Source organism: Silvimonas amylolytica (assembly GCF_014645555.1).
In the GTDB taxonomy this organism is placed as follows: Bacteria; Pseudomonadota; Gammaproteobacteria; order Burkholderiales; family Chitinibacteraceae; genus Silvimonas; species Silvimonas amylolytica.
Genome location: NZ_BMLY01000001.1, coordinates 791,838 through 806,672, shown reverse-complemented (window position 1 = coordinate 806,672; position 14,835 = coordinate 791,838). Strand labels below are relative to the sequence as shown.

General features: G+C 56.6%; 13 protein-coding genes and 1 tRNA gene. 4 read left to right on the top strand and 10 right to left on the bottom strand.

Going from position 1 to position 14,835, the window contains the following annotated elements; translation table 11 throughout:
* Positions 1 to 139 precede the first annotated feature (139 nt).
* The gene (locus IEX44_RS03605; protein ID WP_188688926.1) at positions 140 to 943 is read right to left on the bottom strand and encodes an NUDIX hydrolase; all 804 of its coding nucleotides are present in this window, start codon (positions 941 to 943) and stop codon (positions 140 to 142) included.
* The gene (phnF, locus tag IEX44_RS03600) at positions 943 to 1,674 is read right to left on the bottom strand and encodes a phosphonate metabolism transcriptional regulator PhnF (RefSeq protein WP_188688922.1); all 732 of its coding nucleotides are present in this window, start codon (positions 1,672 to 1,674) and stop codon (positions 943 to 945) included. Before phnF ends, IEX44_RS03605 begins: the two co-directional genes overlap by 1 nt.
* Positions 1,675 to 1,958: 284 nt before the next feature.
* Between phnF and IEX44_RS03595 the strand changes: the two genes are divergently transcribed.
* Positions 1,959 to 3,479: a fumarate hydratase gene (locus IEX44_RS03595; protein ID WP_188688919.1), complete on the top strand. Its 1,521-nt coding sequence runs from the start codon at positions 1,959 to 1,961 to the stop codon at positions 3,477 to 3,479.
* An 80-nt stretch (positions 3,480 to 3,559) separates the two neighbouring features.
* Here IEX44_RS03595 and IEX44_RS03590 read toward each other — a convergent pair whose 3' ends face one another.
* From IEX44_RS03590 to IEX44_RS03580, 3 genes are all read right to left on the bottom strand, one after another.
* Positions 3,560 to 3,946 carry a lysozyme inhibitor LprI family protein gene (locus IEX44_RS03590; protein ID WP_188688917.1) on the bottom strand — a complete coding sequence of 129 codons (387 nt, stop codon included), beginning with the start codon at positions 3,944 to 3,946 and terminating at the stop codon, positions 3,560 to 3,562.
* Between the two features lie 180 nt (positions 3,947 to 4,126).
* Entirely contained in the window at positions 4,127 to 5,104 is a 978-nt protein-coding gene (locus IEX44_RS03585; protein ID WP_188688913.1) for a gluconeogenesis factor YvcK family protein, read from the bottom strand.
* Between the two features lie 87 nt (positions 5,105 to 5,191).
* A complete protein-coding gene (locus IEX44_RS03580; RefSeq protein WP_188688910.1) occupies positions 5,192 to 6,214 on the bottom strand; it encodes a LacI family DNA-binding transcriptional regulator in 1,023 nt (340 codons plus the stop codon).
* A gap of 220 nt (positions 6,215 to 6,434) precedes the next feature.
* Here IEX44_RS03580 and IEX44_RS03575 point away from each other — a divergent pair.
* Together IEX44_RS03575 and IEX44_RS21275 are read left to right on the top strand one after the other, a co-directional pair.
* Positions 6,435 to 6,525 (top strand) — tRNA-Ser (locus IEX44_RS03575).
* A gap of 166 nt (positions 6,526 to 6,691) precedes the next feature.
* Positions 6,692 to 6,982, top strand: coding sequence for an Arm DNA-binding domain-containing protein (locus IEX44_RS21275; RefSeq protein WP_373287768.1), 291 nt, complete (start codon positions 6,692 to 6,694; stop codon positions 6,980 to 6,982).
* A 276-nt stretch (positions 6,983 to 7,258) separates the two neighbouring features.
* On the opposite strand, the gene IEX44_RS03570 is transcribed toward IEX44_RS21275, so the two are convergent.
* The 4 genes from IEX44_RS03570 to IEX44_RS03555 all read right to left on the bottom strand — a co-directional run bounded on the left by IEX44_RS03570 (position 7,259) and on the right by IEX44_RS03555 (position 12,436).
* The gene (locus IEX44_RS03570) at positions 7,259 to 8,251 is read right to left on the bottom strand and encodes an acyltransferase family protein (RefSeq protein ID WP_188688907.1); all 993 of its coding nucleotides are present in this window, start codon (positions 8,249 to 8,251) and stop codon (positions 7,259 to 7,261) included.
* Positions 8,252 to 8,911: 660 nt separating this feature from the next.
* A complete protein-coding gene (locus IEX44_RS03565; protein WP_229678725.1) occupies positions 8,912 to 10,018 on the bottom strand; it encodes an extracellular catalytic domain type 1 short-chain-length polyhydroxyalkanoate depolymerase in 1,107 nt (368 codons plus the stop codon).
* A 277-nt stretch (positions 10,019 to 10,295) separates the two neighbouring features.
* The gene (locus IEX44_RS03560; protein ID WP_229678724.1) at positions 10,296 to 11,237 is read right to left on the bottom strand and encodes a hypothetical protein; all 942 of its coding nucleotides are present in this window, start codon (positions 11,235 to 11,237) and stop codon (positions 10,296 to 10,298) included.
* Between the two features lie 242 nt (positions 11,238 to 11,479).
* Positions 11,480 to 12,436 (bottom strand): LysR family transcriptional regulator, encoded by a 957-nt coding sequence (locus IEX44_RS03555; RefSeq protein WP_188688904.1) that lies wholly within the window; start codon positions 12,434 to 12,436, stop codon positions 11,480 to 11,482.
* 131 nt (positions 12,437 to 12,567) lie between these two features.
* Here IEX44_RS03555 and IEX44_RS03550 point away from each other — a divergent pair, with 131 nt between their 5' ends.
* The gene (locus IEX44_RS03550; RefSeq protein ID WP_188688901.1) at positions 12,568 to 13,332 is read left to right on the top strand and encodes an SDR family NAD(P)-dependent oxidoreductase; all 765 of its coding nucleotides are present in this window, start codon (positions 12,568 to 12,570) and stop codon (positions 13,330 to 13,332) included.
* A gap of 275 nt (positions 13,333 to 13,607) precedes the next feature.
* Here the strand turns inward: IEX44_RS03550 and IEX44_RS03545 are convergent, their stop codons facing one another.
* Positions 13,608 to 14,825, bottom strand: coding sequence for a hypothetical protein (locus IEX44_RS03545; RefSeq protein ID WP_188688898.1), 1,218 nt, complete (start codon positions 14,823 to 14,825; stop codon positions 13,608 to 13,610).
* Positions 14,826 to 14,835: the final 10 nt, after the last annotated feature.

Sequence of the window (14,835 nt, the reverse complement as noted above, 5' to 3'; positions counted from 1 at the left end):
TTCCTGATGGGGCAGATTGGCAAAAATACCAACGGATTCTGCGCGCGGCATCAGAAAGGTGCAACCTTTGCCTGGATGGGGTTGCACCTTTTGAAATGGTCTGAGGGTGCAACCCAAAAGATACACTGCCGATAACGGCTTAGACCCAGCCTTTACGAAGTAGAAAATCGGCTGCGACCAGCGACGCATCCCAGGTTAGCCGTGGCAGATGTGCGACCAGTTCATCTACGCTCAGGGCTACGAACCCGGCTACTTCGCCATCGGTATTGTGCGGCGTAAAACCCGCCGGCACTTCCAGGTCGTAGCAATAGAGGATTTCGTCATGCGTGCCATCGACCTCGTTGCGGGTCGTGCGGATTTCCCCTGCGGCAACAACACGCCCGGCAATGTCTGCCGGTACGCCGGCTTCTTCCCATAACTCCCGAATCGCGCATGTGCGGGCATCTTCACCCGCCGCCATGCCACCCGCAGCAATGTTATCCAGCCGGCCTGGATCTACCGCTTTGCTGGCCGCGCGCTGACCAATCCACATGCGGTGATCCGTACCCCAGCCATTGATATGCACAGCCAGACTCAGCAGGCCGTAACGCCGGAACGCACCGCGTTCAAGCTGAAAGAGGGGATGAGAGAAGTCTGGCAAGCCATCAGCTTGGGGCGCGAGGACGGTATAAAGCTCGTTGCGCCAGCCTTTGATCAGTCCGGCGGCCTTCATGGCCAGGGCGGCCTCGGTGAGGATGCGGGCTGCTTCGTTGCCGGATTGGGCCTGCAATACGATACGGTCGGTCTGCAACGCAAATGCCGCGTTGTGTGCCGTGAGAAAATCGACCGTCACCGGTTCCAGCCATCCCAGATCAAAACCCAGAATGTTGAAGCGGGTTAGCTCATGGCTGGCAAAACGGGGTTGGTTGGCAATATGCTGCTCAACCTCAAGGCGCAAAGACATCAAACGGCTTCCGGCTCAAACAAAAGTTGTACGGCGTCCCCTGCAAAGCGGGTAATGCCATATTCGATGGGCTGGCCTGTGCCGTCGATGTACACGCTTTCCACGAACAGGATGGGTTGGGTTTTGGGCTGCCCCAACTGTTGCGCGCAATCGGCTTCCGGCAGACGAGTGCTGACGCGGCTCAGTTTACGGCTGTATTCGGTAATGCCGACATCACCTAACGCCCGTGCGACCGAGCCGTGGTGTTTATACGTCACATCAAACCCGCGAAAACGTGGCAGCGGAAAATACTGCGTACACACGCCAATGACGCGGCCATCAACGACATCCAGTGCATCAACCTGCAGTGCAGGCGTACCGTTGGCGACACCGAGCATGGCGCAGACTTCATCGCGCGGCACCACTTCGCGGGAGCGTTGTACCTGGCTGGTGCCGGCCAGTTGCTGTTTTTCAAGGCTGTGTGAGAAACGACTGCGCTTGCCCAGCTTGTAGTCGATGAACTCTTCCTGAACAAAGGTGCCGCGACCTTGTTCGATACGCACCAGACCGCGGGCTTCGAGCGCTTGTACAGCGCGGCGCACGGTATGGCGGTTTACGCCAAAGCGGGTGGCCAGTTCGGTTTCGTTGGGCAGGCGTTCGCGCAGGATTTTGCGGGCAATCTCGGCAGCCAGGGTTTCTTCAATCTGGCGCCACAGGGCAATGCCCGAACCACGTTCTACGTTGATGTTCATTCTTGTTATCCACTTGGGGGAATGCGGCACGCCGCCGCTGACCGATGCGCTATCTTAACGCACGGTTATTTCATCTAGATGATTACACTACCGACCGTTTGGTCATTCTGTCGGTACAACATGAAGTATTTGTGTCGCAACACCCCAAGGCACTGACAAATAAGGTGTTTTGCGTACCGAACTAACTGTTCAGTGCTATACGTGTAACCCGCTTGGGCATGACTACACGGGCCAGGGTAAAATCCTCGTTTCTCTTCTTACCTGCCTGCACCACGGAGTACGTCATGACCGTCATCCGCCAGGACGACCTGATCGAAAGCGTCGCCGACGCTTTGCAATACATCAGCTATTACCATCCCGCCGACTACATCAAGGCTTTGGGTGAAGCTTATGAGCGTGAAGAAAGCCCGGCTGCCAAAGACGCCATCGCGCAGATCCTGACCAATAGCCGCATGTGTGCGGAAGGGCATCGTCCTATTTGCCAGGATACTGGCATCGTCACCTGTTTTGTGCGCGTCGGCATGAATGTGCAGTGGGCCGGCGCGACGATGGGTGTAACCGACATGATCAATGAAGGCGTGCGCCGCGCGTATCTGCATCCGGACAACAAGCTGCGTGCCTCCATCCTGATGGACCCGGCAGGCGGTCGCAAGAACACCAAAGACAATACGCCAGCCGTGATCCATTACGAGATCGTGCCGGGTGACACCATTGAAGTCGACATCGCCGCCAAGGGCGGTGGGTCTGAGAACAAATCCAAGTTTGTCATGCTGAACCCGTCTGATTCGATTGTGGACTGGGTCATCAAGACAGTACCGCTGATGGGCGCAGGTTGGTGCCCGCCGGGGATGCTGGGGATCGGCATCGGTGGTACAGCAGAAAAAGCCATGCTGATGGCCAAAGAATCGCTCATGGAAGAAATCGACATCCACGAGTTGATCGCCCGCGGCCCACAAAACCGCGTGGAAGAACTGCGCCTGGAGTTGTATGAAAAGGTCAACGCGCTGGGTATTGGCGCGCAGGGCCTGGGTGGCCTTGCGACTGTGCTGGATGTGAAGATCAAGGATTACCCGACCCACGCTGCCAGCTTGCCGGTTGCCATGATCCCCAACTGCGCTGCAACCCGCCACGTGCACTTTGTGCTGGATGGCTCCGGCGCCGCGCAGCTGGAAGCGCCCAAGCTGGAAGACTGGCCGGATGTCACGTGGACGCCATCGGCCGCCGCGACGCGTGTTGATCTGAACAATGTGACGCCGGCAGAAGTCGCCACCTGGCAGCCAGGCCAGACCCTGCTGTTAAACGGCAAGCTGCTGACCGGCCGCGATGCGGCGCACAAGCGCATGATCGACATGCTGAACAAGGGCGAGCAATTGCCGGTCGACTTTACCAACCGGTTCATTTACTACGTTGGCCCGGTTGATCCGGTACGTGATGAAGTCGTCGGCCCGGCTGGCCCGACCACCGCAACGCGCATGGACAAGTTCACCCGTCAGATGCTGGAAACCACCGGCTTGCTGGGGATGGTGGGCAAAGCTGAACGTGGCCCGACCGCCGTGGAAGCCATCAAGGATAACAAGGCCGTGTATCTGATGGCGGTCGGCGGCGCTGCCTATCTGGTTTCCAAAGCGATCAAGCACAGCCGCGTGGTTGCATTTGAAGACCTGGGTATGGAAGCCATTTATGAGTTTGACGTGGTGGATATGCCGGTGACCGTTGCAGTAGATAGCAATGGTACGTCGGTGCACGCCGTGGCCCCGAAAGAGTGGCAAGCAAAGATCGGCAAGATTCCGGTCTCTGTGGGTTGATGTCCGGACCGGATATGCTGGACAACAAAAAAGGCAGCCTGCGCTGCCTTTTTTGTTGTCTGCAAAGCGCCGTAAAGGGCTTACTGGCCCAGCTTGCTGGCCTCGCAACCGGTGCTGCTGCATTCGCGCTGACGTTCTTTCAGGAAGTCCAGACGCTCTTGCGACATGGTGATGGCGCAATCCAGATTCACAAAGTACATATCGCCTTCTTCGCGGCTGCACTTGGCGTCACGATTCTTGATCCAGGCCAGTTGACCTTGTTTGAGCGTATTTTGCTGATCCGGTGTCAGTTGCTTGCGCAGTTCAGAATAAGTCTGGTTAAGCGACTTGTCGGTTTGCGAGAACAGGTTGCCGGCACAGTAGACGGTATCAAACGCATTGCGCGGCTTGCCGCAACCGGCAGCTTGTGCGCCGGCGGCAAAAGTGGCGATCACGAGAGCAGCGCCGAAAACCAGGGATTTGTTCATGATTTTGATCCTGAAGGCAAACGCCGCGAGGGCGTGAAGGAAATCTGAAGCGCTGGCCGGGCAGGGCGCCCGGAAAGGGCCATGGCTTCATCGCGGCGATTATATGCCGTGGTCATTGCAAAATCGATTTATCCCTGCGTCAATCTGACGCATTTGTTGGTTTTGCCGCCAGGCGTACTTTCAGACACTGCCCAGTGCAATACTGTAGACGGCGGCAGCCAGCTTGATCGGATCATGCCGCGCAGTGCCATCGCTGAGGTTGGCGATGCGCGCAGAGATGGCCTCTACGCCCATTTCCCAGAGCTTTTCAAAGTCGTTGATCACCGGGCGCGCTTCCTCGGCTTCGTAACGGCCCAGCACGTCAGTCGGCAAGCTTTCTTCATTCACAATCACTTTGCTTACACGCTCAATGCCGTGATCCAGAATGGCTTGCACATGCTGGGACGCCGACATGTCGTCCGTTTCGCCGTGTTCGGTCATCAGGTTGCAGATATAGACCTTCTCGGCCCGGGTATTGGCATTAATGGCAGCGGCGATTTCTGGCAGCAACAGGTTGGGCAGCACGCTGGTAAACACGCTACCCGGCCCGAGCACGATCACATCTGCGTTTTCGATCGCTTTGACGGCTTGGGGTTCGGCGTGGACATCATGATCAAAAAATACGCGCTGGATGCGGGAGCCTTGAAAGGCCAGTTGCGATTCGCCTTTCACCACGCGGCCATCCTGCAACTGGGCATGCAAGACCGTGGCGTGCGGACAAGCGGGGTAGACGCGGCCCTTGATATTCAGCACTTTGCCAATGTTCTCCACGGCCTCGACAAAATTGCCATGAGTGAGGCTGAACATGGCGACAATCAATAGATTTCCCAGCGAATGGCCATCCAGATAATGGCCGCCTTCATCGCTTTGAAAGCGGAACTGCAGCAGATCGCGAAAAATACCCTCTGCTTCGCTGAGCGCGACCAATACGTTACGAATGTCGCCGGGCGGTGGCACTTTGAGTTCGCGATTCAGAATGCCTGATGAGCCGCCATCGTCGGCCACGGTGACAATGGCGGAGATATCCACCGGAAAATGCTTCAACCCGCGCAAAAGGGAAGAAAGGCCAGTGCCTCCGCCCAGCGCGACGACTTTGGGGTAGGTCAGATGAAAAGGCATGCTGTCGGGTCCACATCAACTACGGGTTCATACAGCAGTGTAGCGCTGCATGGCAAAACGCGGGTATCTAGCCAGTTACAAAGCAAATCACAAAACAGCGGCACGCGGGCTACGGTAATGGACGCGCGCAGGTACGCGAGTACTGCCGGCCTGGGTCTGGCCTTCCAGCAAAGCGAGTACGCGTGACAGGCTCTCGCCCGCCAGACCATTGGCGTCTTGCACGATGGCATCTATCGACAAGGGCAGGCAGTCGAGCAACTGGTGATCGTCAAAGGTCAGCAAACGCCCCGGCGCCTGGGTCAGCTTGTGTTGTTCGTTCAGAAATGCCAGTACACCTTCCAGCAAGGTGATTGCACCCACAAACAGTACTTCAGGGTAGCGCTGATGCGCGGCAAACCACTGTTGCATCATGGCGTAACCGGATTCGCGCTGATAGTCACGCTGGAATACCAGCTCGTCACGCACGGGCAGGCCATGTGCAGCGAGCGCTTGCGTGTATCCGGCAAGGCGATCCCGGCTGGCAGAGATCTCCGGTTGCCCGCCGAAATACACCACTTCCCGCGCGCCAGCAGCCAGCGCGTCGCCAATCAGCCCGGCGACAATACCTGTCGCGTCGGTAATGACTGAGGGTACCGGCAAACCTTCTACCGCCCGATCCACAAAAACGATCGGCAAACGCTTGAGCCATTTTTGATAGTGCTGAGGGTCCGTTGCACAAGGTACGACGATGACACCATCGACCTGCCGCGCAACCAGATGCGCAATGCATTCCGTTTCAAGCGCCGGGTCTTCATCACTTGTCACCATCATCATCTGATAACCGCGCTCACGACACTGTGTTTCCACTGCCTGTGCGAGGGCCGAATGGGCCGAGTTGGTCAGATCCGGAATCACAAGGCCGATCGTGTGGCTACGGCGTGAGCGCAAGGCCCGGGCCGATTGTGATGGGCTGAAATGATGCTCTGCGGCCACCTGTAGCACGCGTTCTACCGTTGCTTTGGAAATGCGATAACGCTCGGCGTAGCCGTTGAGCACCATGCTGGCCGTAGTACGGGATACTTTGGCAAGACGGGCAATGTCATCAATGGTCAGACGCTCGAACTGGCTCACGCGCGGGCTTTCCTTAAAGCAGATGATCAACAGCCCCACGGCACCAATGTGAAGCAGGACACAGAGGCACCCATTGTATCGACCCTGTGAGCCGCACGCGACCCGCAAACACCCGTTTTGACAACGACCAGAAATCGAGTACAAATAAAGGTTTATGCGCTTTATTGCCAATCAGGCTTGGCAATTTTTTCAGGATCAAGTATAGTTCGGCCTCCTCTGCGGAGAGATGGATGAGTGGTTTAAGTCGCACGCCTGGAAAGCGTGTATAGGTTAATAGCCTATCGGGGGTTCGAATCCCCCTCTCTCCGCCACAGATACTTTCAACGATGCCAATCGTTGGCAACAAAACCCCGATGAAACCTGGTGTTCACGGGGTTTTTTGTTATTCGCAGGAAAGTCGGCTCCTTGTGAGTAGGTCGGTGAGTAACCAGACAGACCGGGTTATCGCTCTAGTCACTCACATCACCCGCCGCGAACCTGATCGAGCCCATCATCAAAGCCGCCCAGCCCAGAGAAAAACCGTACGCACTCGCAGACGGTGAGGGCCTTCCCCTGCACGTTCAGCCGACCGGCGCAAAGTGGTGGCGTTCTCACCATCACTTTCATCGCGCCGCCAAGATCCTGTCACTGGGCGTCTATGGCGAAACTAACCCGCAAGATCAACCACGCGCGTCTGAACGCAAAAGGATTGCCGGAACTGCCTCGCCAGATAGATGCATACGCGGGCCAGCCGCTGCCCCACCGGACAAGATGGTATTGATGGAGTGAATGAAACCGCTGGCAGTCGCGGTGGTTGCACTGCATTCGGGTATGGCTGCGGAAATTTCGCGCGCCAAGAGTGCGGCAATTGCCGCACTCAATGACTCCGATAGATTGGTTTTGCGCTGCTACGAAAATGCAGTAAAGACGCCAGATGAATGGATTTACTGCCGAAAGGCACTTCGGCATACGGTCAGTATAGCGTCCGCAGGCACTGTACCTGATCTCCCGGAACGTCCCGCATATCTGGCCAATACTTGAACTGCAGCAGGAGAAACCATAGTGTTAGATGGCTTGAGGCAGCAACGCAGCATTGCCATCTGCTTTTCTGCGCAACTTGCGACGGTAATGAATTACCGGGCGTTCAATCAGCATGTAGGTAACCCAAGCCAACATGATGGATACCAAAATGAGAAGGACAATACTGCCAGGTTTTCCAGTGTCCATTCCCATGCACCGGGCTGTCCACATCACAAAATTATGGTTAAGAAACACGCCATAGCTGATGTTTCCAAGGGTCTCGTCCACCAATCCAGATTTATATCTGGAAAGCACCGCTACTACTGGTAAGCCAATCAATAACCCGATCAACACTTCGTAGTTAAAGAACACCTGAAGCGATGGCACTTTTCGGACAGCTTCGAACATTATTGCCGCAATAATGAAACTGCCAATGAGTGTAGCTTTGCGTTTGGTACTTTCGAGTTTGTACAGAAAGCTTCCGCAAAGAAAAATAAACAACGTGCCAGGTAGCAGACGGTAGCCAAAGGTATCTGTGTTGATTACTGAAAAATATGCCAACATAAAAATCACGACAGAAATCGCAAATGCATACTTTTCGAGGCGGTAAATCAATATGAAGGGTATTGCCAAATAAAACGTCAGTTCTAGCCCCAACGACCAAGATGGCGGAATCAGTAACGCGTCAACAAGACCATACATAAAGAAACCAAGGGGCAACATCAAGAAGTTGAGCAGAACTTTAAATATGGTGAGTCCCGACAGAAATGGGGAAACAGGATGCGCCACCTTGAAAAGGATAATGGTTGCAACGAGGTAGAAAAGAAACTGGGGGAACAAACGCATGACCCGGTCAACGTAGAACATCCCAACCCGATCAATCGAGTTGTAGTTCCGCCGGATGAGGGCTGTCATGACGAATCCGCTGAGCAAGAAGAACGAAACGACAGCAGCGACCCCTTGATTGTGGCCGAGAAAACCGCCCCAGACATGAGAGAGCATGACCGCGATGGCCAGCAACAAGCGATATGAACCCATCTACAAATTAACCCTTCAGCACTATTATTGGGAAGCTTTGCTTCACGTGAAGCGGGATGCTACACCTCTTCACGTCAAGCCAACAAAATCAAGCCACGCCCCGGTGGCTTTTTCATTGCTGGAGTCCAGATGCCACCAGCAACCGAATCATCTGAAGTAACGATGTTTTGCGCGGAAGAACACATGTGAGGCCTTGAGAAAGATCGGGTGCAGACGGTCGGGGAGATTTAGCCGTAGTGCTGAAGCCCGCGAACGACTGGTTGAGAACACTACGCGAATCACTTTGCTTGAGCGGGATGCAGTGGCACAGGCAAAGAGCCCAGAGATCCTGTGGAACAGACAATCCGCAAAGCCGCTATCAACTCCGCAGTCTGGAATTCGCGCCTCGCGAACTGCTCAGGTCAGGGTTGTTACGTCTGAATTAGAAAGGGGAATGTCGCTTGTGCCTTAAAGAGAATGATGAGATCACCAGTCCACGTAACCACAGACCGGCCAGCAAGCGCAGCCGTGTCGACGCCCGTGGCGGCTTGCCGGCGTTGCGCAGAAAACAAGGGGCGGGGGAGAGGTGAGGGTGACACTGGCACCAGGCGGTACGGCGCAATGAATTCCGGGCAAAATTTTTTGAATAACGGCCTGCAATCAAAATCCGGGATGACCTGGTCACATTGATTGGCGAGGTGCCGCCCGGCGGTGCCGGGTAAAAAAATCCCACATCAACTTGCTGGCGTCCGGGCCATTGTCAGCATGGTATTTGATCGTGCCGTCACCACCACTCCAGGCGTGGCCCAGTTCGCTGATGCGGCATACCCTGAGCAGCAATTTGCGTCGCACGACATAGTCATCAATCTGATACCCCTGCGCATTGCGGCCACGCCCGCTGCGCTTGAACACGGTTTGCCTGGCATCCGTTTCCTGTAATTGATTCAGCGTCATGAACTGCTGTACTAACTGCTGCTGGTTGATGGGTCTTACCACTTTGTCCGCATGACCCTGCAGCAGTATTGCTGGCATCCGCAACGTCTCCCCAAGTCGTACTAATGCCTCTGCCATCGTGCCGCTGCCGCCCCGCAACGTACCGCCCTGCATCACCATTAACGCACTCAGCTTACCGTTGCCCGCGCCATAAACGGGGCAAGAATGCAGGCCAACAGCCGCGATGCGTTCCGGGTAATGCAAGGCCAGGATGTGGGCAATTGCTGCGCCTGCTGAAATGCCTGCGACATAGACTCGCGTGGCATCGAGGTTGTATTGCGCCAGCACTTTGTTTATTGCCCCCATGATCAAAGGCACCTCGCCACCACCTTCCTGGACGTGCCTTTCGTACCAGGGCCAGCAACGTTGGGAATGACGTCGGAGGGCCTGTTGCGGGTAGAGCACGGCAAAGCCTTTTTCTGCGGCTAGCCGGTTCATGCGGGTGCCTTCTGCAAAGTCGTCCGCGTTTTGCTCACAGCCATGCAGCATGACCAGCAGAGGCATGCTGGCAGGGTGTTTGGGGAGGTAGAGTTTATAACCCAGCCGCTGGTAGGGAGGGCGCAAATCGTCCGTGGCGGAGTTGTACCAGGAGTTAATCCAGCGCCCGGGTAGGGGTGTCGTGGTGTGGGCTGCCTTTGTGGCGTTCGCCTTGCGGGTGGGCTTCGAACTACTTTTGCGGGTTTTGCGCGGTTTGCTGCCCAACATCACCTTGGTCAGCTGTTTTTGCTGGCGTAACTGTGCCTTGCTCAAGGAAGCAATGCCCCCAAGCAGAAGTCGCCTCAGGCTCTTGAGCATGGGTGGAGTACCAACGAGCTCATGGATATTTCCGATGCCCCATGATCCGGCCTGCAGGAGATAGACGCACTGCGGTGTTTAGCGGGGCTGAAATGAGGCATCTGGCATGGGCCCAATCGGGTTCGCCCCAGCAAAGTGGGGCGAACGTGAAAGATAGCGGGGTACGTGTTGCTTAATGAAAAAGAATGGCGATCAAAATAATGATCGGAATCGGTACGCCCAGGAAAAACAATAGCAGGGAACGCATTTCAATCTCCTTAAACGGTGACGGTGCACATCAGGCCTGCGCGATGACGCCCGGGCGATCACGGTGTTTACCGCCGACAGTGGCAAAGAAACTGGCAAAGAACGCGCCACATAACAGAGCGACAAACATCCACAATGCGCTATAGGCGGTTGCTTTGCGGGCTTTGTCGGCCGCGGTTCTGGCGGTTTCGGCGGCCTCATTCACGGCGCGGGTCAGGCGCTCGTAGGTCTGGTTGACGCGTGCCTGGGCCGTGGCTTGGTCTAGCCCCGTTTGCCGGGCCACGACGCTGGCCAGATATTGCTTGTCCTGGGCGTCAAGGGTGCCAGTGCGCAAGCCGTTGACCAGAATTCGCGTGGCTTCAGCACGACTGCCGGCGTCTGCCGCCTGCGTGTCCGTCGGGGCCTGATTGGTGCGGAACAACATGTCGACATAGTAACTATTGGTCGCGTTGGCTGCGTTGGGCCCCGCCGCCGCCATCTGACTTGTGCCGGTGGCGATGCCGGTTGTGGCGGCGCGGAGTGCCCCGGCTCCGGCTTCGGCGCCGCCACTCAGTACCGTGCCAATGGCACTGGCCAACAGGGTTGCCGTCACCAACGTAGAAATCGCCCAAGCCAGCATGCCGTGGGCGGTATCGCGGAAATACACTTCATCCGTATGGATATCGACCCAGCTATTGCGTAGACGCCCGGCCAGGTACCCGCCCAGTCCCGATGCAGCAATCTGCGTGAGTGCCAGCCATATCACGGTGGAAATACCCATTGTCGCTGCGGTGGCTCCCGTGTTCGTCCACGGTGAGACGGCGGACAAACCCAAACCAAAACCGAGAATGACCAGAATGAACGCAAGTGCGGCGGCAGCCGTGGCACCAGCCAGAATCGCGCTCCATGACAGGCCGCTGGTTAGTGAATGGGAAAGTGGGGTGCTTAACCCCGGGGTTGGGTGTTCGGTCACCAGCGGTGCGGTGGGGTGCATGATCCGGGCCTCCTGTTGTCGCGCCAGACCTGACTGGTCGGGCTGATTGCAGTGTCGGCGTGCACCGGGCATGAAGATGTAGGCTGATCAAATGGATTTCGGTAAGACGAAAGCGCAAAGTTCAGATGGGATTACCGGACAGCGGGTAGGCGCTTCCTGAAGCAACATGTCCTTGATCCTGGGGGCCGCCCGCACCTGTCTGTGTGACCTGCTGGTCAGTGCGCGCGGCAGTGGCCGGTGCGCTAGCGGCCACGGCAGTTAAACGGTGCAAATACGTCTTGAATCCAGTCCGCAAATGCCAGCAGCTTGGCACTCCGGTGGCGGTTCATGGGGTAGAGCAAATGCAGTGGATGATGCGGGCGGGTCCAGTCTGGCAGGACTTGCTGCAACTGGCCGGTACGTAACCAGGGCTCAACGGCAAACCGGAAAGTCTGACCAATTCCGACGCCGGCCAGTAACGTGTTCAGATGTGCAGTGCTTTCATTTACCGCAACCACAGCGTCGCCGTGGACCAGAATGCGTTCGCCGTCTTTGTGAAATTCAAGTGGGAAGGCGCGGCCAGACAGCGATGAAAAATAGCCAGCGATGGCGTGCCCTGGCAGGTGTGTTATCGCGGGACTGGTTGGGTTGGCTGGGGTGATCGCTTGCAATGCATCGGGGTGCTGGGGTTTGCCTCGGGCATTGAGGTAAACCGGGCTGGCAACGGTGATCCAGTCCAGATCAGCCAGATGACGTGCGATCATGGAGGTATCTGCCAGGTCGCCACCGCGAATCACACAATCCACACCTTCGCCAATCAGATTGACCGGACGGTCGCTCACGCCCAGATCAATCTGTAGCTCCGGGTAACGAGCCCGAAAATCCGGCAGGGCGGGGATGATGATCTGGTTGGCCAGCACAGAACCCACATCCACCCGAATGCGCCCGCGAAGTTGCGCGCGCGAGTTGGACACTGCTTCATCCATCTCTTCCAGTTCAGCGATCAATCGCGCCGCCCGTTCGTAGTACGCGGCGCCTTCCGGCGTCACGCTGACTTGCCGCGTTGTCCGGTGCAAGAGCTTGATGCGCAGGTGTTTTTCCAGCTCCTGAATCAGCTTGGTGGCGGTCGCGCGTGGCAGGTTCATGGCGTCTGCTGCTTTGGCAAAACCGCCAGATTCCACAATCCGTACAAAAACGCGCAGGGCGAGCAGGTTATCCACGGTGCGTTTTTCCTGTGGGCTTATTATTCATGTATGGAAATTATAAAATGATTTTTTGCTAGTTTATCCATCTGTGCGAATTGAATAAAGTGGCTTCACCTCTTCACCACACATGAAACAAGGAGCACATCATGGCTAATCGTCTTGCTAATAAAGTTGCAGTTATCACTGGTGGTACAACCGGGATTGGTCTTGGCGCTGCCAAAGCGTTTGCTGCTGAAGGCGCGATTGTTTACATCACAGGCCGCCGCAAGGCCGAACTGGATGCCGCTGTCGCTGCCATTGGGGTCAATGCCTACGGCGTGCTGGCGGACTCCACCAAACTGGAAGATCTGGACCGCCTCTACGCCCAGGTTCAGGAACGTCACGGCCGGCTGGATGTGCTGTACGCCAACGCGGGTGGCGGCGATATGCTGCCGTTGGGTGAACTCACGGAAAAACACGTCGATGACATCTTTGCCCGCAACGTCAAAGGCGTGATCTTTACCGTGCAAAAGGCCCTGCCGCTGCTGGATAAGGCCACAACGGGTGGATCGGTGATTCTCGCGGGGTCAACGACGTCGGTACTTGGTACGGCGGCATTCAGTATCTACAGTGCTTCCAAAGCGGCGGTGCGCAACCTGGCGCGTAGCTGGATTCTGGATCTGAAAGGTCGTGCAATTCGCATCAATACGCTTTCACCCGGCCCGATCCAGACACCGGGGCTGGTAGAGCTGGTTGGTGATGACGTGGCGCAACAGCAGGGTTTGCTGGACTATCTGGCATCACAAGTACCACTGGGCCGGGTCGGGCAGCCAGCGGAAATTGGCAGTGCCGCGGTGTTCCTGGCGTCGGATGAATCTTCTTTCGTGAATGGTGTAGAACTGTTTGTAGATGGTGGATTGGCGCAAGTTTAAGCTCGCACACAACGGGCCACTCTCTGGTGGCCCGTTTTTCTGTCTGGCGTATAGGGCACCCTCAGGCGCTTTTTATTTGCGTGGCAGGATTTGCGCTGGTTGCCAGAACCATTGGGATGCAATACGCAGGGATGCCGCCCTGAACGCCTGGCCTGGCGCTTTGAGCTCTGCATCGCTGTCATTGCAAATCAAGTGAGCCAGCGTTTGCCTTGACATCCCCATTGACGGTTAGCCACTGCGGGAGAGTTGCATCCGACCGGATGCCTGCGGGCATTTTAAAGAAGGGCGATAGCGGGGTCTGGTGTGGGTGGCAGCGCAGGCATGATCTGGCAAAACCAGCCGACGGCCTGCATCCCTGGAACGGTGATGTTGCCACTTTCAAATCTGGAGCCCAATAGCGAGAAAGGACCGATTGCGGCAGCGCCACTCTCCACATTCGAGATATCTTGCGGTGACCATGTCGCGCTGATTTTCAGGTTCCGAATAACGAGTAACTTGGCGGGCAAGTATCCAAATCGCTGGGGAACCGGGTCGTATTTTCCCAAGGACCAGGAGCCGGCGCGTTCCCCTGGCAGAAACCAGCCGGGTTCTACGATAAAAGCCGCTTCAAGCCATGGGCGCGATACCGCAACCACACAATACTCAAATGACATCGTAAAGTTTGCTGAATCGGGCTGGGCCGTTGGCAAATCGACGACGGTTTTGGCTTGCAGATTCACGAGGACGGGTCTGGGCGCCAGGCTCTGCAATCGACTGGCAGCTTGAGGTGCGGAAGTGCCGGTCAGTGCCGTGATGCCGGGAAGGCTCTGCGAGCCCGTACGTAAAGCTTCTAGAGGCCGGGGCTGCCCGATTGAGCCAGCGTGCGTGGGCAGGGGCGCATGCGTGCCCAGTGCTGCAGCCATGCCTGCCCACACCTCCTGCGAGGGCTCCTTTAATAACCGCCAGCGCCAGGGGGGGAGACCGGTTGGCGGTGAAGGGGGGGATGTCACTGGTGCCGGGGCATCGGCTGCGTCGTAGCTCGTCCAGTTATCTGATTGCGCGGGATCAAACCAGAATTGAGGGACAAATGAGACAGGCATGAACTCTTCAAAACTCACCGTGCCTTTTTGTTCATCAAGCGTACGTTTGGCCTGACCCTGCAGTTGCAAGAAAGCATCCATCTTTGCCGGATCGGCAGGGGGGCGCGCTGTATTGAGCAGATAGGCGTATTGCCTTTCTACCGTGGGGGACAAGTCTCCGCGAGGTGCTATCAGCCCTTGATCATTCAGCTCGACCACAAAGTCGACAAGATGTGAGCCGTGTTGCTGGATGATCGCGGGATTAAAGGTCGTGTCTCCGGGCAAAAGTTTGAAATCGCCGGGAGACACGGCTGTGCCAATGGCTTCAAAGGCCAGAAACAGGGCGCCAGGGCCAGCATCCGCACCTGACAGGTGATAGCGCTGCTGAAAATACGCATACATCTGCGTCATTAACTGATTCAGATCTGTGCTCATGGCGCCCTCC